19 protein-coding genes are annotated in these 23,089 nt (G+C 60.3%); 14 read left to right on the top strand and 5 right to left on the bottom strand.

Annotated elements, in window-relative coordinates; all coding sequences use genetic code 11:
* Window positions 1–1,346 precede the first annotated feature (1,346 nt).
* The 3 genes from PQQ53_RS15110 (at window position 1,347) to PQQ53_RS15100 (ending at window position 5,866) form a co-directional block, all read left to right on the top strand.
* The gene (locus PQQ53_RS15110; protein ID WP_408144562.1) at window positions 1,347–2,288 is read left to right on the top strand and encodes a helix-turn-helix domain-containing protein; all 942 of its coding nucleotides are present in this window, start codon (window positions 1,347–1,349) and stop codon (window positions 2,286–2,288) included.
* A 404-nt stretch (window positions 2,289–2,692) separates the two neighbouring features.
* On the top strand, window positions 2,693–3,865 hold the full coding sequence (locus PQQ53_RS15105) for a lactonase family protein (RefSeq protein WP_408324656.1): 1,173 nt from the start codon (window positions 2,693–2,695) through the stop codon (window positions 3,863–3,865).
* A gap of 648 nt (window positions 3,866–4,513) precedes the next feature.
* Window positions 4,514–5,866 carry a methyl-accepting chemotaxis protein gene (locus PQQ53_RS15100; RefSeq protein ID WP_408324655.1) on the top strand — a complete coding sequence of 451 codons (1,353 nt, stop codon included), beginning with the start codon at window positions 4,514–4,516 and terminating at the stop codon, window positions 5,864–5,866.
* 335 nt (window positions 5,867–6,201) lie between these two features.
* Here PQQ53_RS15100 and PQQ53_RS15095 read toward each other — a convergent pair whose 3' ends face one another.
* Together PQQ53_RS15095 and PQQ53_RS15090 are read right to left on the bottom strand one after the other, a co-directional pair.
* The gene (locus PQQ53_RS15095) at window positions 6,202–6,666 is read right to left on the bottom strand and encodes an MFS transporter (RefSeq protein ID WP_408144556.1); all 465 of its coding nucleotides are present in this window, start codon (window positions 6,664–6,666) and stop codon (window positions 6,202–6,204) included.
* A 240-nt stretch (window positions 6,667–6,906) separates the two neighbouring features.
* Window positions 6,907–7,974: a hypothetical protein gene (locus PQQ53_RS15090; protein ID WP_408324653.1), complete on the bottom strand. Its 1,068-nt coding sequence runs from the start codon at window positions 7,972–7,974 to the stop codon at window positions 6,907–6,909.
* Between the two features lie 501 nt (window positions 7,975–8,475).
* Between PQQ53_RS15090 and PQQ53_RS15085 the strand changes: the two genes are divergently transcribed.
* Window positions 8,476–8,823: a cupin domain-containing protein gene (locus PQQ53_RS15085; RefSeq protein ID WP_408144552.1), complete on the top strand. Its 348-nt coding sequence runs from the start codon at window positions 8,476–8,478 to the stop codon at window positions 8,821–8,823.
* 86 nt (window positions 8,824–8,909) lie between these two features.
* Here PQQ53_RS15085 and PQQ53_RS15080 read toward each other — a convergent pair whose 3' ends face one another.
* Together PQQ53_RS15080 and PQQ53_RS15075 are read right to left on the bottom strand one after the other, a co-directional pair.
* Window positions 8,910–9,995, bottom strand: coding sequence for a porin (locus tag PQQ53_RS15080; RefSeq protein WP_408144550.1), 1,086 nt, complete (start codon window positions 9,993–9,995; stop codon window positions 8,910–8,912).
* A gap of 828 nt (window positions 9,996–10,823) precedes the next feature.
* Window positions 10,824–11,264, bottom strand: coding sequence for a sigma 54-interacting transcriptional regulator (locus PQQ53_RS15075; protein WP_459252109.1), 441 nt, complete (start codon window positions 11,262–11,264; stop codon window positions 10,824–10,826).
* 257 nt (window positions 11,265–11,521) lie between these two features.
* Between PQQ53_RS15075 and PQQ53_RS15070 the strand changes: the two genes are divergently transcribed.
* From PQQ53_RS15070 to PQQ53_RS15045, 6 genes are all read left to right on the top strand, one after another.
* Window positions 11,522–12,499 carry a Bug family tripartite tricarboxylate transporter substrate binding protein gene (locus tag PQQ53_RS15070; protein WP_408144548.1) on the top strand — a complete coding sequence of 326 codons (978 nt, stop codon included), beginning with the start codon at window positions 11,522–11,524 and terminating at the stop codon, window positions 12,497–12,499.
* A 481-nt stretch (window positions 12,500–12,980) separates the two neighbouring features.
* The gene (locus tag PQQ53_RS15065; RefSeq protein WP_408144546.1) at window positions 12,981–13,994 is read left to right on the top strand and encodes a porin; all 1,014 of its coding nucleotides are present in this window, start codon (window positions 12,981–12,983) and stop codon (window positions 13,992–13,994) included.
* A 36-nt stretch (window positions 13,995–14,030) separates the two neighbouring features.
* Window positions 14,031–15,017: an aldo/keto reductase gene (locus tag PQQ53_RS15060; protein WP_408324651.1), complete on the top strand. Its 987-nt coding sequence runs from the start codon at window positions 14,031–14,033 to the stop codon at window positions 15,015–15,017.
* Window positions 15,018–15,053: 36 nt separating this feature from the next.
* Window positions 15,054–15,548 (top strand): tripartite tricarboxylate transporter TctB family protein, encoded by a 495-nt coding sequence (locus PQQ53_RS15055; RefSeq protein ID WP_408144542.1) that lies wholly within the window; start codon window positions 15,054–15,056, stop codon window positions 15,546–15,548.
* A gap of 3 nt (window positions 15,549–15,551) precedes the next feature.
* Window positions 15,552–17,174, top strand: coding sequence for a tripartite tricarboxylate transporter permease (locus tag PQQ53_RS15050; RefSeq protein ID WP_408324650.1), 1,623 nt, complete (start codon window positions 15,552–15,554; stop codon window positions 17,172–17,174).
* 49 nt (window positions 17,175–17,223) lie between these two features.
* Window positions 17,224–18,204: a LysR substrate-binding domain-containing protein gene (locus PQQ53_RS15045; RefSeq protein ID WP_408144538.1), complete on the top strand. Its 981-nt coding sequence runs from the start codon at window positions 17,224–17,226 to the stop codon at window positions 18,202–18,204.
* Window positions 18,205–18,283: 79 nt separating this feature from the next.
* Here the strand turns inward: PQQ53_RS15045 and PQQ53_RS15040 are convergent, their stop codons facing one another.
* Window positions 18,284–18,499, bottom strand: coding sequence for a hypothetical protein (locus tag PQQ53_RS15040; protein WP_408144536.1), 216 nt, complete (start codon window positions 18,497–18,499; stop codon window positions 18,284–18,286).
* Window positions 18,500–18,757: 258 nt separating this feature from the next.
* Between PQQ53_RS15040 and PQQ53_RS15035 the strand changes: the two genes are divergently transcribed.
* From PQQ53_RS15035 to PQQ53_RS15020, 4 genes are read left to right on the top strand one after another with little or no spacing between them, the layout of a single operon-like run.
* Window positions 18,758–19,609, top strand: a complete 852-nt coding sequence (locus PQQ53_RS15035; protein ID WP_408144534.1) for an amidohydrolase family protein — start codon at window positions 18,758–18,760, stop codon at window positions 19,607–19,609.
* Window positions 19,610–19,622: 13 nt separating this feature from the next.
* Window positions 19,623–20,516: an ABC transporter substrate-binding protein gene (locus PQQ53_RS15030; RefSeq protein ID WP_408144532.1), complete on the top strand. Its 894-nt coding sequence runs from the start codon at window positions 19,623–19,625 to the stop codon at window positions 20,514–20,516.
* 4 nt (window positions 20,517–20,520) lie between these two features.
* Entirely contained in the window at window positions 20,521–21,480 is a 960-nt protein-coding gene (locus PQQ53_RS15025) for a Bug family tripartite tricarboxylate transporter substrate binding protein (protein ID WP_408324648.1), read from the top strand.
* Window positions 21,481–21,513: 33 nt separating this feature from the next.
* Window positions 21,514–23,058 (top strand): acetolactate synthase large subunit, encoded by a 1,545-nt coding sequence (locus tag PQQ53_RS15020; protein ID WP_408324647.1) that lies wholly within the window; start codon window positions 21,514–21,516, stop codon window positions 23,056–23,058.
* The last annotated feature ends 31 nt before the right edge of the window (window positions 23,059–23,089 follow it).

Below are 23,089 nucleotides of genomic sequence, written 5' to 3'. Positions count from 1 at the left end.
GGGCTGTTTCCGCGGTACTCAGGGAGTGTCAGGATGGCACTCCCCGTGGATGCGGGTTCAGGTTATGGTAAGGAAGCTTACTGAATAGCATGAGTAGGAGTTCTTTCTTCCTTTCGAGAAGAGTTGTCGGACTCTCCATAACGAACCATTAAGGTAAATACTGGCTTGACTCGCGAATGCACGGAGCGTGATTCGGAGTCCATTGTGTAAAGCAATGGATCGATGATGAGCCTGGTATTTTGTGGTTGCTTGCCACGATCCGGAGAGGAAAATGCTCTCTGCTCGAAAAAAGGCCAGGGCCGTCGTATTCGTTAAAGATGTTCGCCCGTCCTGAGCCTGTTTCAATGGCGGCGAAACAACATAGAGGCGATTTCATCAAGGCCTTCGAGGCTGATAACTTCTGTGCCGAGCAGCGAACCTCCTACTGTCGAAATGGTGGTAGAGGGAGGTGAAGTGTAAGCCGATTCAGGATGAAGAATTGTGGTCACGTATCGAACCGTTGTTACCGCATTCGAGGCTCTTGTGCATCAGGAGTCCGGGGCGCAAGCTGATGCCATACCAGGCAGAGCTTGTGAGCGCTCTGTACGTGCGGACAACGCGCTCAGACCTGCGCGATCCGTCCACGGAAATCGACGTCGGTCCGGACGGAATCGACGAACGTTTGAAGCGTTGAAGGGTGGTTGGTGGCTGGGACTCGTTGCACAAGGTCTGGCAAGACGGGTTTTAACCAGTCAGCCTGCCCGGCTTCGCGCAGAGTGTCTTGAACTTGCCGGCGAGTCGCGCGGTGCATGCAGCCCTGGAACCCGGCCAAACTTCACGGGCCATACACGAACAGGTTTCAGGTGCCCTCTCACTCCTAACCCTAATGACATCTCCGTCGCCATAATTGGCGCGAAACTTCGCGATGTCACGCACCCGCTGCTTCTGTTAGACACGACCTCCGCGATGCTGGAACTACAAGGTCGGGCATCTGAAAGCCGGTCAATGTTCCGCGCCGATCTCAGCGACAACCGCACGCCAGATCGACGACCGTTACGCGAACGCACTCTTCATCCAGTGATTACCCAGCGCTGCGCCGGATATGGCGGCTGCCGCGGAGCGCATCGTTGGGTGGTCCACCGTACGTCTGATTCCGCAAAGTCCGTTGTATTCGTATCCGCTGCGAACGCCGCGGCGGCGTCCACGAAATATTGCTCTAACCCGGTTGGGTCATTTCCGGTCAACGGCATCAGTCGCCTGACTAGAAAATCATGGTCTGCGCGGATTAGAGAGAGAACGCTTCCGTGTAAGACTGGAATTTCAATGACGGCCGCCGCCGAAATCGGTTCAGCCGGAAAGGAGACTTTATGACCCACAGTGCACTGGCAAAGTATCAACCCAAATCGGTTCTGAAAGCGAAGCGGACGACGGTTCCCAAGGTCCGGTTGTACGTTGAGCGCCTTGAAACAAAGAACTGGTTTGTGCATGTCGGGCATGTTACCGACCGTGGCCGCTGGCGCACCGAACCTCATGCGCATCCCGCTTACGGGCAGGTGATTTTCGTTCGTAGTGGACGGGGCGTCATGGACCTGGAAGGTAGCAGCGTGCCATTCGAAGGCCCGTGCGCGTTACTGCTGCCAACCGAGTGTGTTCATGGTCTTGACTACGAAGTCGATGTCGACCGTTGGGTCGTGACCATCGAAGTCGCCTATCTGACGCAGATCAACGCCAAACTTCGCGAATTCATTTCGCTCTGGTCGTTAGCCCGTATGATTCCGCTTTCCTATTCTGCGGAGGCAGGAATGGAGTTTTATAATCTGATCAACCGCCTCAAGCAGGAAGTCGAGTCAGAAGCGGTTGGCCATGTTGTGGGCACAGAAGCCCTGCTCACCAGTCTTCTGCTGATGCTCGTCCGGGAAACGCGTCTGGAGCAGGCCAGCAGCGAAGGCGCAGTTCGCAACGATATTCGCCAGGTAGCCCGTTTCCGCAAGCTGATCGACGAACATTACCGCGAGAATCTGCCGCTGCAAGACTATGCGTCGATGATGGCGGTCTCTCTGGTGCAACTGCGTGCGGCATGCGCGTCGGCGTCGGAACAAAGTCCGACGAAGATGATTCACGCCCGCATCATCGCGGAGGCGAAACGTAATCTTATTTTCGGCGATATGTCGGTCGAGCAAATTGCGTTTTGGCTTGGCTTTGCCGACGCTGCGTACTTTACGCGTTTCTTTCGAAGGGAAGTGGGCCAGGCGCCGAGCCAGTTCCGCGTCGCTGCGCGACAACAGCCGCATCGCAAGGTGCTGTCGTAGTGAATGGGTATGACTCAGTGGCTTATGTTTTTAGTTATGCCTGGACTTCGAGTCCGCTCAGTATGGCTGATTGATTCGGCGCCGGAACGCGTAATCTCGAGTCTTTTCCGTTCTGCGTGACGTCGCTCCTGAATACCGGATTCAAGCTGGAGATGTGCTTGATCGCTTCGAAAAAATGCCAGTGAATCCGACTTTTGTACAGGGACGCATGCAGTCGAATCGAATACGCTTAACCGGACGTTTCCGCCTGACTGTGCGAAAACTACTGATCATATTGATGGAGAAAACTCAGTGGCGAACCGGGAATGGAATCACGGACGATTGTCCGCTTGCGGTCTGTTAGTTCTCAGGGGCAGGTGGTAATCATTTCTCTCACATCCTCAGTGTCTCTACATTAATCGAATATGACCCGGTTGTTCCAGAGAAAACCCCTGGCGCTGTTTGGCGCGTTGGCGTCACTTTCCGTACTGGCCTTGTCGGCCTGCACGACCGACGCAACGACTGGCGCCGCATCGGCGGGATCTGCGCATGCGGAATTCGTCTACGTTGGTACGCTGCAAAGCCAGATCGATGCGTTGCGCCTCGATACGTCCACCGGCGACTTGACCACGATAGGTCCGGTTGCCCAAGGTTTGAAATCCACGTGGGTCACGGCGCACCCCGAGTTGCCTATCCTGTATGGTGTCGATGACGACGCCGCGAAGGAAGGCAGCATCACCGCCTATGCCGTGAATCGCGGAACGGGCACAATCAGCAAGATCAACGCGACTCTCACGGGTGGCCACGGAACCACGTTTTTGCACTTCGACGTTCCATCGAATACGTTGCTCGGTGCGAATTACAACAGCGGGTCCGTGTCGAGTGTCGCAGTCAATGCTGACGGCAGCATGGGGCTCCTGGTGTCGACGATTGCCGAGGCCGGCTCCGGGCCAGGCAAGCGTCAGGCGAGCGCGCACGCACACAGCGTTGCAATCGATCCGTCCGGCCAGTATGCACTCGTCCCTGACCTGGGTGCGGATCGCGTGTTCATTTATCACTTCGATCGGGCGACGCATGCGATGTCAAAGATCGATGGCGCTTCTCATGAGTTCGTCGCGCCTGCGGGCACCGGTCCTCGTCATCTTCAGTTCGGTTCGAGCGGTAAGTTCGTCTATCTGCTGACCGAACTAAGTGCTCAGGTGATGGTCCTGCGTTGGGACGCCGCGCAAGGGCATTTGACGCTGGAGCAAACGCTGCCCATTTCCAGCCAGAGTTTCCAGGGTGCGAAAAGCGGGGCCGAGATTGAACTCAGTCATGACGGCCGTTTCATCTATGTCGAAGATCGCGGAGAAAATTCGCTAGTGGTCTATCGCGTCAGCCCCGATACGGGAGATCTCTCTTTTGTTCAACGTATCGCGTCGGGCGGCGACAAACCGTGGGGCTTTGGAATCGATCCGTCAGGCAGGTGGTTGCTGGTCGCCAATCAACGTAACGGCAAGGTGAGTGTGTTCAGCATCGACACGACGTCGGGGTTGCTATCGGACACCGGTAAATCGGCTGCTATTTCGTCACCTACCAGCGTTGCGTTTGTGAATTGAGTCGTTGTCCCAGGACTGCGCTACTGCAATTTGAGACTCGGTCGTCTCTGTCGTGGCAATACGACAGGAAAGTGGTTGATCAGAGTTGGCCGAATTCAATTTGCAATCGCTGGGCATACGCGCGCGTGGGTTGTGCGCCACGCATCGGATTGGCCAGATGCGCTGTCAACGGACTGACGATATCGTTGTCTTGCGTATTTGCGCTCGCCAGACCGGGTGTTGCTGGTGTCGTTCAACGTTCAGCGTTCAATACTCGGTTTTCATCGCGCATCAGCCTATGAGCGGCGCAGCTGAGTCGCTGCCGCAGGCCTGACCATGCTTCGACATTGAATAGCGGTTGTCAGGAATCTTTCGCTAAAAAACATTGATGGAGACCCGACACGGTCCTGATCAAGCCGCCGACCTGGTGGCGCGGCGTGTCGATATGGCCGGCGTCTGGCACGCTGAGCTTACTTGTGAGGGTGATACATGAAACTGGTTCATCAACTCCCGCTGGCGTTGGGCACCGCGTTGCTGGTTGCATCCACGGCGGGACTGTTCGGCGTTTTCCAGATGAACGACGCCGCGAACGCGTACGAGCGGATCATCGCAGTGGATGGCGCGCAGGCGCGTCAGGTCTCCGATGCATTGATGGCGTTCAAGAACCAGGTGCAGAACGGCAAGGACGTCGCGCTGCGCGGCAAGAACCCCGAGCAACTCGACAAGTACTGGGGCGCCTTCGAGAAATACGAGCAGACGGTCCAGGCCGCCACTGAGAAGCTCGCGGTCGAGTTGCCGCCCGGCGAAGCTCGCACGATGATCGAGCGATTCAATGTGCTCCACAATGAAATGGCGCAGTCGTACCGCAAGGCGCTAGATCAGTTCAAGGCCTCGGGGTTCGATAGCGCCGCCGGGGACAAGGCAATGGATGGCCTCGACCGCGAGCCCGTCATCCTGCTGCGCGAGGCCGGCAGCAAGATCGTGCAGCGGGCCGCGGCGGCCGGCGCCGAGGCTAAGGCGCAGCAGACACGCGCGATCGCGGCGAGCTTCGCCGCCTTGATGCTGACCGTGCTGGCGGGCATCGTCGGCGGGGTGATGTTTTCGCGCTCGATCACGCGCAAGCTCGGCGGAGAACCGGACGACGCGCGCGAGGCGGCGCGCCTGATCGCGGGCGGCAAGCTCGATATCGATCTGCACGTGTACCCCGGCGACACCGATAGCCTGATGGCGGCAATGAAGGAAATGACTGTCTCGCTCGCGAGGATCGTGGGGCAGGTGCGCAACAGCAGCGATTCGATCGCGACCGGCTCGGCGCAGATTGCGTCCGGCAACCTGGACCTCAGCCAGCGCACGGAAGAACAGGCAAGCGCGCTGCAGGAAACGGCGGCGTCGATGGAAGAACTCAACGCCACCGTCAGGCGGAACGCGGAAAACGCCCGCGAAGCCAGCGATCTGGCCTCCGGTGCATCGTCGATCGCCCTACAGGGTGGCAACGTGGTGGGCCAGGTGGTCGAGACCATGAAGGGCATCAACGAGAGCTCGCGCAAGATTGCTGACATTATCGGTATCATTGACGGCATCGCGGCCCAGACCAATATCCTCGCGCTCAACGCGGCCGTCGAGGCGGCCCGCGCGGGTGAGCAAGGCCGCGGGTTCGCGGTAGTCGCGACGGAGGTCCGCAGCCTCGCACAGCGCAGCGCGCAGGCCGCCAGAGAGATCCAGACGCTGATTGCCGCCAGCGTCGAGCGGGTCGATTACGGCACGGCGCTTGTCGACGAAGCGGGCGCGACGATGACACAGATCGTCGGCGCCGTGCAGCGCGTGACGGTCATCGTGGGCGAAATCAGCAGGGCCAGCGCGGAGCAGAGCACGGGCGTCGAACAGGTGGGTGAAGCGGTCGGCCAGATGGATCAGACGACGCAGCAGAACGCCGCGCTGGTCGAGCAAAGCGCGGCGGCGGCCGAAAGCCTCAGGCAGCAAGCGACGCGTTTGGTCGACTCCGTCGCCCAGTTCCAGCTGTGACGAAAACCGCCGTCAATTGGACGCGGACGTCGTCGTCGAATCAGGGCACCGGGTTCGGCAATGCGAGCGTGAATGAAACGGGCGAATCTGCGGGTGTCTGCCGCATAGCTATAGTCGCGCTCGAACGTGGCTGCGGAGGGGTTACCTGTGAATAGATTGCTGCTTATGCGTGCGCGCGACGCGGTCATGCAGCGGTTTTGTTCGTAGGGGTTTGCGGCGCGAGCCCTTCGCACTGTTGTTGCACCGACTCGTAATCATGACCTTCGGTGCCCACTTCCGTCGCGGCAGCACTGCCGTGCTAGTCGCGCCCAGCATCAAGAACACAAAAATCGCCATCATGGGCAGCGTGTAGTTGCCGCCCATGTGAAGCAGCCAACCCGAGAGCCGCGACAAGCTCGGTTTTGGACAGGAAATCGTTCCTGAGCATCAGCAACCACGGCATCAGCCAGATCAGCCCGGCCAGGCCAGTGGGTAATGAACATCATCTTCCAGGAAGCCGAGGCGATCAGCCAGGCCGCAATCGGTGCGCCAAGCGCGGGACCTATCTTGCCGCCGACTGAATAAATCCCGAGTGCCGTGCCTTTCTGGGATTCTTCGAAATTGTTGGCCAGGTAGCGATACGTGGCAGGAGCCACCACCGCTTCAGTGGCGCCAATCGGCAGGCGCACGAGGATCAGGGTGGACAGCGTACCGAGCAGGCCGGTTGCCGCAGCTCCGAGACACCAAAGCACAAAGCAGGTCGAGTAAGGCCATTTCACGCCGTAGCGATCGACGAGCCAGCCCATCGGCAGCTGGAGCATTCCGTAGGACCAGAAGGCGGCCGCGCCAAGCTACTTTTATCCGACCCGATGAGCCTATTTGCACCGCGACCACCATAAGCATCTGGGTGGACACGGCCGTCGCGACGCGACCCAAAAAGAGGTATCGGAGCGATGAATTGAATGAAGTCACAAACTGCATACCGCAATCAGGCGCGTGAAAGTAACCATCGGCAACCGCGGATCGCGGTTGCCGATGGTCAATCTTCCCAGGACCAACGGTCAGAAGTGGACTTCGACCACGAACATCGGGCAAGAGGTCTGGGTCGTCCCCGGTTGCTCGGAGGATGGCGTGCCGTACATGTTGTGCCAGTATTCGTAGCCGATACCTGCATACGCGGTGCGCGGATGGCCGGCGAACGATCCGACATCCGCCAGCAGCGACACACGGGTCAGGAATTCCGTGGTGGTGTTGACGCCGAAGCCGTCCTTGCCCTTCGGTCCGGTCAAGCTGGCAAAACCTTTGAAGACTAGCGGAACCGGGCCCAGACGGAACGGATACAGCCAGGAACTCTCGAGGTGCACGGCCGGATTGAAGCGCACGTCCACGTTGGTGATGCCGTTGTGGTTGCTTTCCGTGCGAACGCCGAGCGTGACATTCCAGAAACCCTGCGGTATGGAGAACTCGATGGTGGGTCCGAGAACGAGCATACGGGCCCGTTCGCCGAAGGAATCGTTCTTGGCGCCGAATTCGTATCCGGTGGTTAGGCCAAAGTCCCGGATGAAGCCATAGGAAAACGATCTGCCGAAAACCTTGCTCGCGCTCAACGAGACGCGGCCGACGCTGTAGACTTCCTGCGCGCCGCCTGACCCGGGCGTGGGGTAACCATATTGATTGGTCGGACCCGCTTCGGGATTCGCCATGCTGGAGACCAGGTAGTCGACATTGAACGCATAGCTGCCGTACCGGAAGCCGCCCGCGGTCGTCAGAAAGCCGATGTTCTGCGTGATCTTGGCCGGCGCACCAGACTCGGTTCGTACGCCGGGATAGCGGAAATTGGTGCCCACACGATAGCCGATATACGTGTCATTCCACGAGGACGGTGGGGCGAATAGCCCCGGCGGCGGTGAAAGCGGCGCGGTGACTGTGCTGGCCTGGGCCAGCTTCGCGGGTGCCGCGGTTAAATCAGATGTGGCGACGGGAGTTGTGCTGTCCGTCTGAGCAAGTTGCAGTGCTTGTGCATCTCCTCCTGAGGCGAGCGGCATCTCTGCTGCATGCGCCAGACCCGTGAGGCAGCCGAAGAGAGCGATACCCAGCAGTGGCACGCGGACGGCGTTGGATTTCTTCATGTCCCCTTCCATATTTTGTTGATATACAAGACGCGGTCGTTTCACGACTATCTATTTTTCGTACCGTCGATAACAGGTTGCGGACGTCAACACGTTGAAGCCTGTCGCGGTGGAATGGAATGTATGCGATGCCCGCGCGAATGCCTTTACACAAAATTGAGATTCGCTGGCACTTTTTAATGAGTGAGATCTTCGGGTAAGTCTCATTAGCCTTTTTTCTGGTCGAATATCCGAAGTTGTTCAGCGGACACAGCAGAAAAGGATGTGCTGGCTGCTTCAGTCGGAAAAGGGTTCCATGACACCTGGCGCGATGACAAAGGATCATCACCGTAAGCAAAGCGGAGCCGTGAAGCAGACAACCGTGCCGAAGGTCGAACGCCCGGATGACAAGAACTGGTTCGTGCACGTCGGGCATGTGACCGAGCGAGGCCGCTGGCATACTGAACCGCATGCGCATCCAGCCTATGGGAAAGTGATCTCATGCTGTGCGGGCGGGGCATCATGAATCTAGAAGAAAGCGGTGTGCCCTTCGAGGGGCCCTGCACATTGCTGCTGCCGACCAAATGCGTGCGTGGTCTCGACTATGAGACCGATGTCGACCGCTGGGTCGTCACGACTGACGAGGTTTATCTCCGGCACATCAATGCCGAGCTGCGCGAGTTCAGCACGCTGTGGTCTGTGCCTCGCCCGATACCGCTTGCCGGTTCCACTCAGACCGCGATCGAGCTAAGGTTGAGCCGCGGAGTTCGTGACGTTGACCGTCAGATTCGGTCGAAACGGTCATCCAGGCAGTTGTGTCAGGCGGCGAGAGCTTGGCCAATCCTGTCATTCGAGACTACCTGCAATTGACCGTTCCCGAATGGCCACTCCTGGAAACACCGAGAATGCCGAAACGACGCTTCTGGACAAAGCTAACGGGATTTATGCCACGGCCTTCAGAACTTGTGTACCAGGCCGACTCCAATGCCGCGGTTGTTGGTGCCGGGAGTGACCGCAAGGCCTGAATACGCGGTGCCGGAAAGCGTGTATGCCGCCAGATTCTTGTTCTGGATAAAGCCGGCCGCCGTATAGAGCTCGGTCGATTTGGACAGGGAGTACTCGAAAAGCAGGCCCAATTGCTGCGCATTGTTGCCCTTCCCCGTGCGATCGTGCAGGTAACCGTACATCAGCGAAAGGAGCGAGAATGGGTCGATCTGATACGAGTCCGAGATCTGGTAAACGTCGTGCTGCTGGTATTTCGGTGTATTGGTCAGATTCTCCGTGTGATAGGCCAGCCAGATGCGGTTGGCCCCGATCGCATACGAAGCACCCGCGTTGAACACGCTCAGTACAGCGCCTGGGCCCGCGGAAGCACCGCCCGCCAGCGAATAGCTCCCACCCGCTCCGACGCTGGGTTCGTCTCCTCGTTCGTAGCCGGCCGCCACATTTAACGGCCCGTTAACGTACTGGACGACAACGTTGTACAACCCAATGCCGTTGCCCGTCGCGGTCGTTCTATCGCGCAATGCCACCATGAACTTGGCATTCAGGCCGCCAAACGTGGGGGTGTAATACGAAATGCCATTGTTGGCGCGGATGATCAACGCGTTGAAATTATTCATCGGCGACGCAATGCTCTTCACCCAGGAAGGATCCATTGCCGCTTGCAGCACGTCGTATTGCGGCGTGTTTTGCAAGCCTAAGCGCACTTCTCCAAAACCACCGGACATGCCGACAAACGCTAGACGATTGAAGGCCTTGGTCGGGTCTGTCGCTGCACCCGTCTGACCGGAGAAGGCCTGCTCCAACTGAAAATTGACGTGCAGGCCACCGCCGATATCCTCGCTGCCCTTAAGGCCGTACCGTGTCGAGAAGAGTCCGCCCGGTACCGCTTTGATCGCCGAATTGTTGCTGCCCGCATTCTGATAGACGAAGCCATTGTCGAGCACGCCGTAGAGTGTGACCGTCGACTGTGCGAACACAGGAGTGGCGGACGCGCAGGACAAGACTGCGCCGGATGCGATAGTGATAAACCTTCTCATGCGAAATCTCCGTTTTTATTGACACCGGAATGCTGGTGCTTTTATAAATAATTATTATGTTTGTACAACTAATCTAAATGTCATGAAGTGGAACGGTCGAGCGTGCCGATACGCCCGGATATGCCACGGTCTTACGGATGGCGGGTCGGTTAGGGGCGGCCCGTCGAGTTGTTGTCTGTCGGATCGGAGGCCGGTAACAGCGGGGCAAGCTGACGGCCTGAAGTAGTTTCGCTGCTCAATCTGATTTCCTTTGATTGAATGTATTTTTCGCGTGCTCGATGTCGATTCCCGCGAAACGCGTACCGAACGTCACCCGGCGAAGATTAATTGCGCGGATGGCGATGCGTCCATGTATAAAACTTCGATTGGATGGTATTTTTTTACTGGTAACCGGACCGGGTAAACCAGTATCAATCCGGTGAGCCGAGCGAAGGCTGGGGACGTCACCGGATGGTCTATGCGTGGCAAAAACGAACTGGCGAAGCACTGCAGCGCCGAGGTTGTGCGACACTTGGCGCGGATTTCCGTACTTGTTTTTGCAGGGCCGATGAGTGTCCGACTACAAACGCAGCCTCGATCTCATGGTGCAAATGGGGGCCTTGGCAGCCGTGGTTGGCGCCGCCGGCGCATATCGGACCGGGGTCAGCGTGTCGTCGTCGCCTCACAGATCTTGGGCACGGCCTATACGCGATTCTCGCGGGCCTCAAAGGACATCTTCGCGTGGGTTCGCGGCCTCGTCTAAGCCATCGAGCGAGACTCTGGTTACTTAGCCGTAAGGCTACTTGACCACAGGCTTCGGTTACGAAATCAAAATCGGTGAGCCCGGAACTATGATTCGCCATTCTTGACTTCGTTGAACAGGATCTTGTTGGTAGCCGCAACGAAGCGCACGGCCACCTCGATGGGCTCCACGGCGCCCACGCGGCGAAAGCGTGTGGTGTCGAGCAGGCTGAGCAGCTTCGCCTGAAGCACGAGGTCCATCTCGCGGATTTCGTCGAGAAAGACGGTACCCGCGTTCGCCGCCTCGATCAGGCCGCTCTTCTTCTCCGCGGCGCCGCAGGTATGGCGGCGCAATTCAGATCGATGAAAGTCTGCTGGGCGCGATGCGGCTGCTGGTGGAGCATGCGCGCCACCAGCCCTTGACCGGTGCCGGTCTCCCCCGTAAATGAGCACGCTCTGGACCTGGCTTTGCGCGATACGGGTAATGAGCCGCCGTGCTTCGATAATGGTGGGGTGCTCTCCGAATAACTCGCCTTGCCGGGCGGTCATAGTCTGGGCTTCGGTTGGCTATTGAGTTGCTTACCTGGCATGGGTGGACCGTGTCCACTTCTCGCATCAAATTCGGCGTGTATCTTTACCGGGAGGTTAACGCGCCGTCGATTTTATTCAATGGACCTGGTCATGTCGCGGTGAGACGATGCAAGCATCGAAAGCCGCAGACGAATCGATGCAAGCCGCGCGCGAGTCTACGTCTTCCGGAACCAGCATAACGATGTGGCGTTCACAGCCGCACACAAGGAGACGACATGCCTCGCGAGTTAGCTCGCTGTCTGTGGCGGTTCATTGCTGCGTTGTGCCTGTTTTCAAGCCTCTCCGGTCATGCTGCGCAGGATTATCCAAGCCGCACCGTCACGATCGTGGTGCCTTATGGTCCAGGCGGCGCGGGCGACCTCACCGCACGCGTCTTCGCGCAGAAGATGACGCAGCAGACCAAGGCGTCCGTCATCATTCTCAACCGGCCGGGCGCGGGCTTCGTGAATTCGGCGACCATGGTCGCGCACGCAAAACCGGACGGCTACACGATTTTTCTGCTCGGTGGGGGTACCGCCGTAGCGACGCAGCTATTCAAGCGCCTCCCGTACACGATGAGTGATTTCAAGCACGTGTCGTCTATTTCCTCGTTCGATCTCGTGCTGCTCGCAAATGGCCAGTCGCATTTCAGGACCGTTGCTGATTTGATCGCCTATGCGAAGGCGCATCCCGGCAGGGTCAATATCGGCACCATCGCAACGGGCAGCACGCAGAACCTCGCGGCGGATCTGTTCAAGTCGATGGCGGGCATCGATGCGCAAATCGTTCCCTACGACTCGACGAGCCAAGTCGTCACCGCACTACGTGGGGGCGAAATTCAGGCCGCGTTCGAGATCATGCCCTCCGTGATTGGACAGATCGCGTCGAAGTCGCTGATCGCGTTGGCCGCGACCGGTGAGAAGCGCTTCGCGGGTCTTCCCGATGTGCCGACGCTCGGCGAGAGCGGACTCAAAGGCTACGAAGCGACGTCGTGGAACGGTCTGAGCGTACCCGCCGGAACGCCGGATGCCATCGTTGACGCGCTTGCGAAGCACATCGCCGATGCTGTTTCCGCTCCCGACGTACAGAAGAAACTCCTCGACCTCGGCGCGGAGGCGCATTCGAGCACGCCCGCCGAAATGACGCAACGCGTGCAGAAGGATCAGGACAAGTGGAAGGTCGTCATCGACAGGGCAGGCATTCCGCGTCAATGAAGTTCTGAGGCGAATTCATCGATTCGTCCGCCATGGACACCGATCGCCGCGATCGTCGGCGATCCCCGCCGCCCCGGTATCGAACCGAACCGAATCGACCCGGGAGCGCGGCGTTGATCGAGCACTCATAGCAGGAAGGTGGACTGCACGGAACACCGTGCGGTGGGCAGAACTACTGGCTGATCCGCTTGCGAAGTGACGGGATGCGGGAAGCCACGGAGAAAGATTTCACAGCAGAACCGACCGCTCGGCGAAGCGGTGAAGGGCGCACATGCCCGCATAAAAGAAGCCTTGAGACAGGGCGCTATCTGGAGACAGTCATGCAACGAAGCAAAAGAGAAACAGATCGGACCGGCGAGTCAGGGGCGGAGGTCGCCATGCTGCACGACTGACAGGCGACCCCGGCCGGCCGGGTTGTACGGCATACGCCGTAAGCGGCCAGCACGGGAAGTGTCAATCCGCTACTTATCGAAGACATCCAATGATAAAAAAATTATCGGTATTACTGGCCGCCTGCCAGATCGCAGGCGCGGCTCATGCGCAATCCTCAGTCACGCTGGCGGGCGTAGTCGACGGAGGCATCCGCTATACCCGCACCGGACAGGGCAGTCAGTACTCGATGAACTCGAACGGGTTCTTCACGTCGAACCGGCTCGACTTCGTTGGAGAGGAAGATCTGGGCGGGGGCTACAACGCTCACTTCAAGCTGGAAACCGGCTTCAATCTCGGCAACGGCGCTCTCGACAACTCAAACGGAGTGTTGTTCAACCGGGGTGCCTACGTGGGTGTGGGCGGCTGGTTCGGTTCGCTCGATTTCGGCCGCCAATACACCATCGCTCATGACGTGGTCTACGATTACGACCCGTTCAACTTCCAATATCCCGGCATCATTCCTCTCACGCCCGCGACCGCCGGCACACGCTTCAATAACGACGCGAAATACACCGGCTCGTATGGACCCTTCCGGGTGCGTGCGGAGAATTCGTTCGGCGGTGTGGCGGGAGATTTCAACGCCGGTTCTGCGCGCGGAGCGGGGTTGCAATACAAGATGGGACCGGTGAATGTAGGCGGAGCGTATATCTATCGCACGGTGCTCTCGGGCACGACGTATCAGCCGGCCGACTATTACACGGTGGGCGCGGCGCTGACGTTCGGTGCGTTGCGTTTCGCTGGCGGCTATATGAACGATAACGTCAACGCGGCCGAGCCGAATAAGGACGTGCGCACGCTCAACTACTGGGGGGGCGTGACTTACGAACTGAACCCGTATACGCGTATCGGCGCGGCGTACTACATCACCGACTTGCCGAATACCAGCGGCAAGCGCAGCCAGGGACTTGCAAGCATTGCGTATTCGCTGTCGAAGCAGACCGTGCTCTATGCGGAGTGCGATTACACGAGATTCTCCGGTTCATACATCACCAACAAGGCCTTGAATGCGACCCAGCAGCCGCATCAACTCGCACTCACGGTCGGTATCAATCACGGTTTCTGACGGTGCGGAGTGCATCTGAAGAAGGAGTACTGGCAGATGAAGTATGTGAACTTCGGCCGGACCGGCCTGCAGGTTTCGAAGCTGTGCCTTGGGTGCATGACCTTCGGCGATCCGCAATCAGGCACGCACGAATGGACGCTCGATGAAGAACACGCGCGGCCCATTTTTCAAGCCGCGCTCGAAGCGGGGATCAACTTCTTCGACACCGCCAACAGCTATTCGGCGGGCACGAGCGAAGCGATCGTCGGCAAGATGCTGAAGGCTTTCGCGAGGCGTGATGAGGTCGTGATCGCGACGAAGGTCTACTGGCCGATGCGCGGCGATCCGAACGGGCGCGGGCTGTCGCGCAAGGCCATCATGACCGAGGTCGATGCAAGCCTCCAACGTCTCGGTACCGACTATATCGATCTCTATCAGATGCATCGATGGGACAACGCGACGCCCATCGAGGAAACGCTCGAGGCGATGCATGACATCGTGAAGGCGGGAAAGGTGCGCTATGTCGGTGCGTCGTCGATGTTCGCGTGGCAGTTCAGCAAGGCGCTTTATCTGGCGAAGATGAATGCATGGACGCCCTTCGTCTCGATGCAGAACCATCTTAACCTCCTTTACCGCGAGGAAGAGCGCGAGATGCTTGGGCTGTGCTGGGATCAGGGCGTAGCGGTGATGCCGTGGAGTCCGCTCGCGCGCGGCAAGCTCGCGCGTCCGTGGCTAGACGAGCCCGCCACCATCCGTGACCAGACCGATCTGTTTTCGAAAAAAATCTATTCGGCGACAAAGAAGCAGGACCGTAGCGTGGTCGAAGCGCTTGGTGCAGTGGCCGAGGCGCGCGGCCTGCCGTATGCGCAGATCGCGCTCGCGTGGCTGATACACAAGCCGGGAGTAACGACGCCGATTGTCGGCGCGTCGAAGCTTCGGCATCTGCAGGATGCCGTCGCGGCGCTCGATGTTGCGCTGACAGCCGACGAGATCGCCGCGCTCGAGGAGCCTTACGTGCCTCATGCGGTGGCGGGTTTCGGTTGAAGCGGCGTACGAAGCCGTTCATCAAGGAAACATGCCATGAACACTCGCACCGAAGGAAACGGCGCTGGCGCGCGCCGGTGGGAATATTACGGTGGTGCGCTGATGATGCTGATCGGCACGGGCGCTATCGCGCAAGGCGCGAGCTACGGGCTCGGCTCGCTCACCGCGATGGGTTCGGGTTTTTTCCCTGTCGCGCTGGGCGTGGTCCTGACGCTGCTCGGCGTCTGGATCGCAGCGACGGCGCATCACGCGGCGGATGGCGCCACTGAAATCGCGCCGCAGGAAGAACCCGTCCCGCGGGAATGGCGCGGCTGGCTCTGCATTCTCGCGAGCGTCGCCGCGTTTGTCGTGCTCGGCAAATACGGCGGACTGCTGCCCGCAACCTTCGCTGTCGTGTTCATCTCGGCGCTCGGCGATCGCGACAACACGTTATTGAGTGCTCTGGTGCTGGCCGTGGCGATGTCGATCGTCTGCGTCGTGGTGTTCTGGTGGGCATTGCAAGTACAGTTTCCTCTGTTCACTTGGGGGTGATGGATGATCTGGGAGTCGCTTTCCGCGCTGTGGCAGGGCTTCGGCGTGGCGCTGGAGCCGCATAACTTCATCTGGTCGTTCGCCGGCGTGCTGACAGGTAATCTGATCGGCGTGTTGCCCGGCATGGGGCCGTTGTCTGCGATCTCCATCCTGCTGCCGTTGACATATTCCATGCACGCGGTGCCGGCCATCCTGATGCTTGCAGGCATCTTCTATGGCTCGCAATATGGCGGGGCGATCGGCGCGATTTTGCTCAATCTGCCGTGCCATCCGCCGCATGCGGTGACGTGCATCGACGGTTATCCACTCACGCGGCAGGGCAAGGGCGGAACAGCGCTCGGCATCACGATGGTGGCGTCGTTCGCTGCGGCGTCATTCGGCATCGCAGTGATGGTGTTCGCGTCGCCCTTGCTCGTGAGTGTCGCGTTCAAGTTCGGTCCGACCGAGCTCTTCTCGATCATGCTGCTCGGCCTGCTCGCGGGCGGCACCATGTCGAGCGGATCGCGTGTGAAAGGTGTATCGATGACCGTGGTCGGCCTGCTGCTCGGCATGGTCGGTGCGGATTCGACATCGGGCACGGTGCGCTTCACCTTCGGTTTTACGGAACTCGCGGACGGCGTGCAGCTCGTCGCGCTCGCGCTCGGCCTGTTCGGCGTCGCAGAGTTTCTGCGCAGCGTGAATCGCATGCATGTGGTGGGCAGCGGCGCGAGACTGCGTTTGCGCGACATGCGCCCGAGCGGTGCGGAACTGAAGCAGGCGTTCTGGCCCATTGTGCGCGGTACGGCGGTGGGCACGCTGTTCGGCGCGATGCCGGGGACCGGGCCGACTATCACGACCTTCATCGCGTATGCACTGGAAAAGCGCATCGCGAAGCACCCGGAGTGTTTCGGGCACGGCGCGCTCGAAGGTGTGGCAAGCCCTGAAGCATCTTCGCACGCGAAGACGCAGATCGACTTCATTCCGACGATGAGCCTCGGCATTCCCGGCGATCCGGTGATGGCGCTTCTGCTCGGCGCGCTTCTGATTCAGGGCATCCAGCCGGGGCCGCAGTTGCTGGGGGATCACCCGGATATTTTCTGGGGCTTGATCGCGAGCTTCTGGATCGGCAACGTTTTGCTGGTGCTGCTGAACGTACCGCTCATTCAGGTTTGGGTGCGCGTACTGCAAGTTCCCTATCGTTTCCTTTATCCGGCTGCGTTATTCTTTATCGCGGTGGGCGTGTACAGCACGAACAACAGCTTGTTCGAGGTGGGCGAGGTGCTCGTGTTCGGCTTGATGGGCGCGGTATTCATCGCACTGCGCTTTCCGATTGCACCGATCATGCTCGGGTACGTGCTCGGGCCGATGGTCGAGCAAAACTTTCGGCGTGCGCTGTTGTTATCGCATGGGAGCCTGCGCATTTTCGTCGAGCGGCCGATCAGCGCGACGTTCTTGTTCGTATGCTTGCTGCTGATCGCAGCGCAGGCGTATTTCGCGGTGCGTGGCGGTATCAGGCTTCGCAGGTCGCGCCGGCACGCCGGCTTGCTCCCTCATCCACCCACGATGGAAGAAGCTCACGCGGCCGAACGCGCGCAGTATCCCGATCACGCGGCGACAGGTTCGGGAGGCCGCCCGCAGAACGAATAGCGCTGGTCCGCTGCATCGTCCGATGCGCGGCGTGCGCACCGGAGACACTATGAGTCAGCTGGATTGGTATCTGAGCGTCAACCTGAAGGCGCGTCATCTGCGCCTTCTCGTCGCGGTCTACGACTTCCGCAACCTGCGGCAGGTAGCGTCGAATTCATACGTAACCGTACCGGCGGTATCCAAGGCGCTCGGTGAAATCGAAAGCGCGCTGGGCGTGAAGCTCTTCGAGCGCACCGTCAATGGCTTGCGGCCCACCGCTTACGGCGAGTGCGTGGTGCGCCACGCGCGCGCGGTGCTGAGCAGCCTGAGTCAGGCCGCTGAAGAAATCAAGGCGCTGCAGACGGGCAGCGCCGGCAAGGTCCATGTCGGCGCGCTACCGACGCCGATCTCCACCCTCATACCGAGGGCGCTCGCGCTTCTGAAACAGGAAGCGCCGCACACCAATGTGTTGATACTCGAAGGCCGCATGACCGCGCTGCTGCAGGATTTGCGGCGCGGCGACCTCGACATGATTGTGGGCCGCCTGCCGAACAAGGCGGACACCGTTGGTCTGCAGGAGCGCATGCTGTTCGATACACCAGTCAAGCTGGTCACGGCCGTGCATCACCCGCTCGCAGGCAAGAAGAAGCTGCAATGGTCGGACCTCAGTGGATTTCCGTGGATTCTGCCGCCGTCGGGATCGCTGCTGCGCGAGCCGATCGAGAACACCCTGGCGCGCCACGGTCTGCCTATGCCATCGAATTACATCGAGACCTTGTCGACGCATCTGATCCGCGCCTACATCCAGATCAACGACGCCATTGCGCTACACACCGTCGATATGCTGTATCCCCGCACGGATGTCGGCCCGATACACGTGCTGCCGCTCGATCTGAGTCTCGTCACGCGCCCGATGGGCGTGGTGTGGCGCGGCGACAAGCCGCTCGCGCCAAGTGCGACGCTGCTGCTGCGCTGTCTGGAGAAGGTGTGCCCGCCGATCACGGACAGGGGCGAATCCGGTAGCTGGATGGTGGCGGAAAAAGCCGGCTGAGCGCCTGCAGCCTTTCCTCTTTACGCGCCGAATCGGCATTGGGGGCTTAACCTGCAGGCTAACGCGCCGGTGCTTTATTTCAATAGACGGAAATCTCGGGCAGCACGATGATGTCTCCATCGGCCTCGCGCAGTTTGCAAACAGCGCAAAGGCAATGGCTTAAAGGATCGGGGACGATGACGCGCCCCAGTTCCACACGATCAGGAGACAGGCGGATGCGTATCCAGATGACGAACGCGTGGTGCCGCGCCGCCACGCTGTGCGGCGTAGCGATGAGCGTGGCGAAGAACGTCATTCATGCTTATCCCGAGCAGTTGCCCGTATTGATCGACATTTTCGGCGTGAGCGACCTGAGTCAGCCACGGCGTTAGCCTCCGCGCTTTTACAGCGCTTTTACAGCGCTTTTACAGCGCTTCTTCAGCGTCCATAGCGGCGCGATTCACATTTCCGACAACCGGGAACCGACTCTCCGACTCGCAGCGCACCGGCATGAGGTCCGCGCATGCGAGCCGGCGAGCGCGGTCGTGTCACCACGTCATCAGGAGATCAACGTATGCCGACTCGAGTGATCGACATTCATCCGCATGTCATCTCGACCGACGAGAAGCGATATCCGCGCAATCCGCTAGGCGGCAAGCAATCGGTCTGGTCGCTGGAGCGCCCGACGTCGTACGGGCAACTGCTTGCCGCGATGGACGAGGCAGGCGTCGCGAAGGCGGCCATCGTGCATTCGTCGACGTGCTATGGCTTCGACAACTCGTATTGCGCGGATGCCGTCGCGGCGCATCCCGATCGATTCACCGGCGTGTGCTCGGTGGACATGCTCGCAACCGATGCGCAGAGCAGGATCCGCCACTGGGTCAGCCGCGGCATGACGGGACTGCGTCTGTTCACGGCGGGCAGCACGATGCAGGGACAAGGCGACTGGCTCGCCGATCCTCGCTCGTTCGCGGGCTGGGAGTGCGCCGCCGAACTGGATCTGCCCGTATGCGTGCAGGCGCGCATTCAGGGCATCCCGCAACTGAACACGTTGATTGAGCGCTTTCCGACCGTACGGATCGTGATCGATCACCTGATGAGTCCGGCGCTCGAAGACGGCCCGCCGTACGCGGACGCCGAACCGCTCTTCGCGCTTGCGAAGCACGACAACATTTATCTGAAACTGAGCAGCGTGATCATTCGTCACGCGCGTGCGGGCAGTGCCTCGCCCGAAACATTTTTCCCGCGCGTGGTGGAGACGTTCGGGGCCAGGCGCATCGCCTGGGGATCGAATTTTCCGGCCTCGCCCGGATCGCTCAAGGAGATTCTTGCCGACAACATGCAGGCCGTCGAATGGCTGTCGGAAGATGACAAGGAGTGGATCTTCAATCGCACCGCCACACAACTCTATCCGAGCCTCGTCTGACAGGAGCCGCTTCGTGACCGCATCCCATCCGATTCCGCTGCACATGCTGCTCGGCACGTATCCGAGCACTCAGGCACTCGTCGACGGCACGCTGCGATCTGACATCGTCGAGCTCGATTTTGCGAAGGTTGCGCGCCCCAACAACGCGTTCAAGCGAGCCGTGCGCGACCTCGAGTTCGACATGGCCGAACTCGCCATCATCACGTTCCTGATGGCGAAGGCGCACGGCAAGCCGCTCGTATTGCTGCCGGCAGTGATCATCGGACGTTTTCAGCATCCGTACATCGTCTATAACGCGGAACGCGGGCCGCTGTCGCCGCGCGATCTGAACGGCAAGCGCATCGGCCTGCGTTCATATTCGGTGACGACGGCGACCTGGGTTCGCGGCATCTTGCAAGCCGACTTCGGTCTCGATCTCGGGAAGGTGCAGTGGGTGACGTTCGAAGAGCCGCATGTCGCCGAGTTCGTCGACCCGCCCAACGTCCATCGCGCCGACAACGACAAGGAACTCCTGCAGATGCTGCTCGCGGGGGAGGTCGACGCGGCCATCGTAGGCGACGGTGTGAAGGCCGACCCGCGTATCCATACACTGTTTCCCGATCCGTTGTCGGAAGCCGCCGCGTGGCATGACCGCAATCAGGCGATCCAGATCAATCATATGATCGTCGCGCGGCAGGACTTTCTCGAGCGTCATCCCGAAGCGGTGCGCGAAGTGTTCAGCCTGCTGGAGCAGAGCCGGCGCCTCGCGGCGGAGAAGGGCGGCAAAAAGGAACCCGCGTTCGGGCTGGAAGCGAACCGGCGCAATCTCGAAGTGGCGATCGACTATTGCTACCGGCAGAACCTGATCGATCGCCGGTTGAGCGTGGACGAATTGTTCAGCGATGTCACGCGCACGCCCGGTGCATAAGCGCATGGGACATTGTCGCGCCATGCTGGTTGCGCTGTGCATCGGGTTCGCGGGTGCGGCGCATGCAGACGACTATCCGCAGCGCGCGGTAACGATCGTCGTGCCGTACGCGCCGGGTGGCGCGGGCGATCTCACCACGCGCGTGTTCGCGCAGAAGATGACCCAACGTTCCGGCCAACCCGTGATCGTGCTGAACCGCCCCGGCGCGGGTTTCGCGAACTCTGCGACGGTGGTCGCGCATTCGCGTGCCGATGGCTACACGGTCTTTCTCGGCGGCAACGGAGTGGCGATATCCTCCGTGCTGTTTCGCAATCTGCCGTATCGGATGAGTGATTTTCGTCAGGTGTCGACCGTCGCGTTTTTCAGTCTCGTGGTGCTGGTCGATCAAAGCTCGCCATTCAGGAGCGTTGCTGATCTCGTCGCGTATGCGAAATCGCATCCCGGCAAGCTGAACGTCGCGACCGTGTCGACGGGCAGTACGCAGAACCTCGTTGCCGATCTCATCAAGGCGCGCGCCGGCGTCGACATGCAAATAGTGCCGTTTCAGACCACGAGTGAAGTGACAACGGCATTGCGCGGCAAGGACGTGCAGGCGGCGGTCGAACTGATTCCGTCGGTGCTGGGGCAGGTACGCGCCGGCGTGGTGCGCGCGCTTGCCGTGACATCGGCGCAGCGCTTCGCCGGCTTGCCGCAGGTGCCCACGCTCGCGGAAAGCGGCCTCGCGGGCTTCGATGCGACATCGTGGAGCGGCCTGAGCGTGCCCGCGAAGACAGACGAGGCCGTCGTGCAGCGGCTCGCTGCGTTAACCCAGGCGGTGCTCGCCGATCCCGACGTGCAGCAGAAGATGCGGATGCTCGGCGCGGTCGCGCAATCGAGCACGCCGCAACACATGAGCAAGCTTGTCGATGACGACACGGCGAGATGGCAACGTGTCATCGGGCAGGCAGGCATTCCGCTGCACTGAGCAGCGCATGATCGAATGACAGGAAATCAGGACATGAACGGAGCTGAAAGCCTCGTGCGCACGCTGACTGCGCAGGGCGTCGATATCTGCTTTGCGAATCCGGGAACTTCAGAGATGCACTTTCTGAAGGCACTCGACAATCCGCGCATGCGCAGCGTGCTGTGCCTTTTTGAGGGCGTATGCACGGGCGCGGCCGATGGCTATTACCGTATGACGGACGCGCCCGCGTCCACCTTGCTGCATCTCGGACCGGGACTAGCCAACGGCCTCGCGAACATTCATAACGCGAAGCGCGCGTCGTCGGGCATGATCAATGTCGTCGGCGAGCATTCGTCGTCGCATCTGAAACATGACGCGCCGCTCACGTCCGATATCGAAGGACTGGCACGCCCGCTGAGCCATTGGGTGCGGCGGGTCGAATCGTCTCGAGCGGTGGCGTGGGACGTGGCGATGGCCGTGGGCAAGGCAAACGAATATCCGGGGCGTATCGCGACGCTCGTGCTGCCGGGCGATACCTCGTGGCAGGACGGGGGCGAGTACGTCGCCCCGCCGCGCGTCAGAGCCGAGGTGAAGCAGCCGGATGCGGCACGCGTCGAATCGATTGCGAAGGTGCTGCATTCGGGCGAGCCGACGCTTCTCGTGCTCGCGGGGCGTGCGACGCGCGGCCGCGCACTCGAACTCGCGGGTAAGCTGAAAGCGGCAACCGGATGTCGTCTCGCGACGCAGTTCTTTTGTGCGCGCAGCGAGCGCGGTGCGGGACGTGTCGCGCTCGAACGCATTCCCTACGCGGTGGACGCCGCGCTCGACTATCTGAAAGCGTTCAAACACATCGTCACAGTCGAGACGACCGAGCCGATCGCCTTCTTCAGCTACCCTGACAAACCTAGTCTGTTGAAAGCGCCCTGCACGCTCGTGCATCCGCTTGCGGAAATCGGCGAAGACGGCACGGCGGCCCTCGACATGCTGGTTCAGGCGCTTGGCGCGACGAGCACGCAGGCCGTGCTTCAACCACGCTCGAACATGGCGCCGCCGAGCGGCGGGCTCACGCCCGCGAGCATCGCGCAGGCGCTGGCTGCCGCATTGCCGGAGCACTGCATTCTCGTCGATGAATCGCTCACCACGGGACGCGAAACGATGAGCATCACGGCGGGCGCCGCGCCACACGACTGCATCAACAACATGGGCGGCTCGATCGGCTACGGCACGCCGGTGGCGACGGGCGCCGCGCTCGCGTGCCCCGATCGGCGCGTGTTCTGCATGGTCGGCGACGGCAGCGCGATGTACACGATTCAATCGCTCTGGACCCAGGCGCGCGAGAACCTGAACATCACGACGATCATTTTCGCTAACAACAGCTACGCCATTCTCAAGGCCGAGTACGCGAACATGGGCGCTGGCGCACCGAGTGGACGCGCGCTGTCGATGATCGATATCGACCGTCCGCGTATCGACTGGCTTTCCATGGCGAAAAGCATGGGCGTGCCTGCGGTCGCCGTCGATACCGCCCAGGCGTTTTACAAGACGATGACGGACTCGGTGCGCGAACCCGGACCACGACTCATCGAAGTCAGGCTCTGACGCCCGCACAAAAACCGACATGACGGCGCCT

It is taken from the genome of Paraburkholderia strydomiana (genome assembly GCF_046030495.1).
Classification (GTDB): Bacteria; Pseudomonadota; Gammaproteobacteria; order Burkholderiales; family Burkholderiaceae; genus Paraburkholderia; species Paraburkholderia strydomiana_A.
Note: the sequence above shows the minus strand (reverse complement) of the source record. Positions and strands in the feature narration are given on the sequence as shown.

What these genes read in the sequence shown, in the direction of transcription:
- PQQ53_RS15085 (WP_408144552.1), top strand. Translation starts at nt 8,476, where the DNA reads ATGAATCTAGAAGAAAGCGGTGTGCCCTTCGAGGGGCCCTGCACATTG.
- PQQ53_RS15055 (WP_408144542.1), top strand. Translation starts at nt 15,054, where the DNA reads ATGAACACTCGCACCGAAGGAAACGGCGCTGGCGCGCGCCGGTGGGAA.
- PQQ53_RS15110 (WP_408144562.1), top strand. Translation starts at nt 1,347, where the DNA reads ATGACCCACAGTGCACTGGCAAAGTATCAACCCAAATCGGTTCTGAAA.
- PQQ53_RS15075 (WP_459252109.1), bottom strand. Translation starts at nt 11,264, where the DNA reads ATGACCGCCCGGCAAGGCGAGTTATTCGGAGAGCACCCCACCATTATC.
- PQQ53_RS15025 (WP_408324648.1), top strand. Translation starts at nt 20,521, where the DNA reads ATGGGACATTGTCGCGCCATGCTGGTTGCGCTGTGCATCGGGTTCGCG.
- PQQ53_RS15050 (WP_408324650.1), top strand. Translation starts at nt 15,552, where the DNA reads ATGATCTGGGAGTCGCTTTCCGCGCTGTGGCAGGGCTTCGGCGTGGCG.
- PQQ53_RS15095 (WP_408144556.1), bottom strand. Translation starts at nt 6,666, where the DNA reads ATGCTCCAGCTGCCGATGGGCTGGCTCGTCGATCGCTACGGCGTGAAA.
- PQQ53_RS15090 (WP_408324653.1), bottom strand. Translation starts at nt 7,974, where the DNA reads ATGAAGAAATCCAACGCCGTCCGCGTGCCACTGCTGGGTATCGCTCTC.
- PQQ53_RS15070 (WP_408144548.1), top strand. Translation starts at nt 11,522, where the DNA reads ATGCCTCGCGAGTTAGCTCGCTGTCTGTGGCGGTTCATTGCTGCGTTG.
- PQQ53_RS15040 (WP_408144536.1), bottom strand. Translation starts at nt 18,499, where the DNA reads ATGACGTTCTTCGCCACGCTCATCGCTACGCCGCACAGCGTGGCGGCG.
- PQQ53_RS15060 (WP_408324651.1), top strand. Translation starts at nt 14,031, where the DNA reads ATGAAGTATGTGAACTTCGGCCGGACCGGCCTGCAGGTTTCGAAGCTG.
- PQQ53_RS15105 (WP_408324656.1), top strand. Translation starts at nt 2,693, where the DNA reads ATGACCCGGTTGTTCCAGAGAAAACCCCTGGCGCTGTTTGGCGCGTTG.
- PQQ53_RS15035 (WP_408144534.1), top strand. Translation starts at nt 18,758, where the DNA reads ATGCCGACTCGAGTGATCGACATTCATCCGCATGTCATCTCGACCGAC.
- PQQ53_RS15045 (WP_408144538.1), top strand. Translation starts at nt 17,224, where the DNA reads ATGAGTCAGCTGGATTGGTATCTGAGCGTCAACCTGAAGGCGCGTCAT.
- PQQ53_RS15020 (WP_408324647.1), top strand. Translation starts at nt 21,514, where the DNA reads ATGAACGGAGCTGAAAGCCTCGTGCGCACGCTGACTGCGCAGGGCGTC.
- PQQ53_RS15080 (WP_408144550.1), bottom strand. Translation starts at nt 9,995, where the DNA reads ATGAGAAGGTTTATCACTATCGCATCCGGCGCAGTCTTGTCCTGCGCG.
- PQQ53_RS15065 (WP_408144546.1), top strand. Translation starts at nt 12,981, where the DNA reads ATGATAAAAAAATTATCGGTATTACTGGCCGCCTGCCAGATCGCAGGC.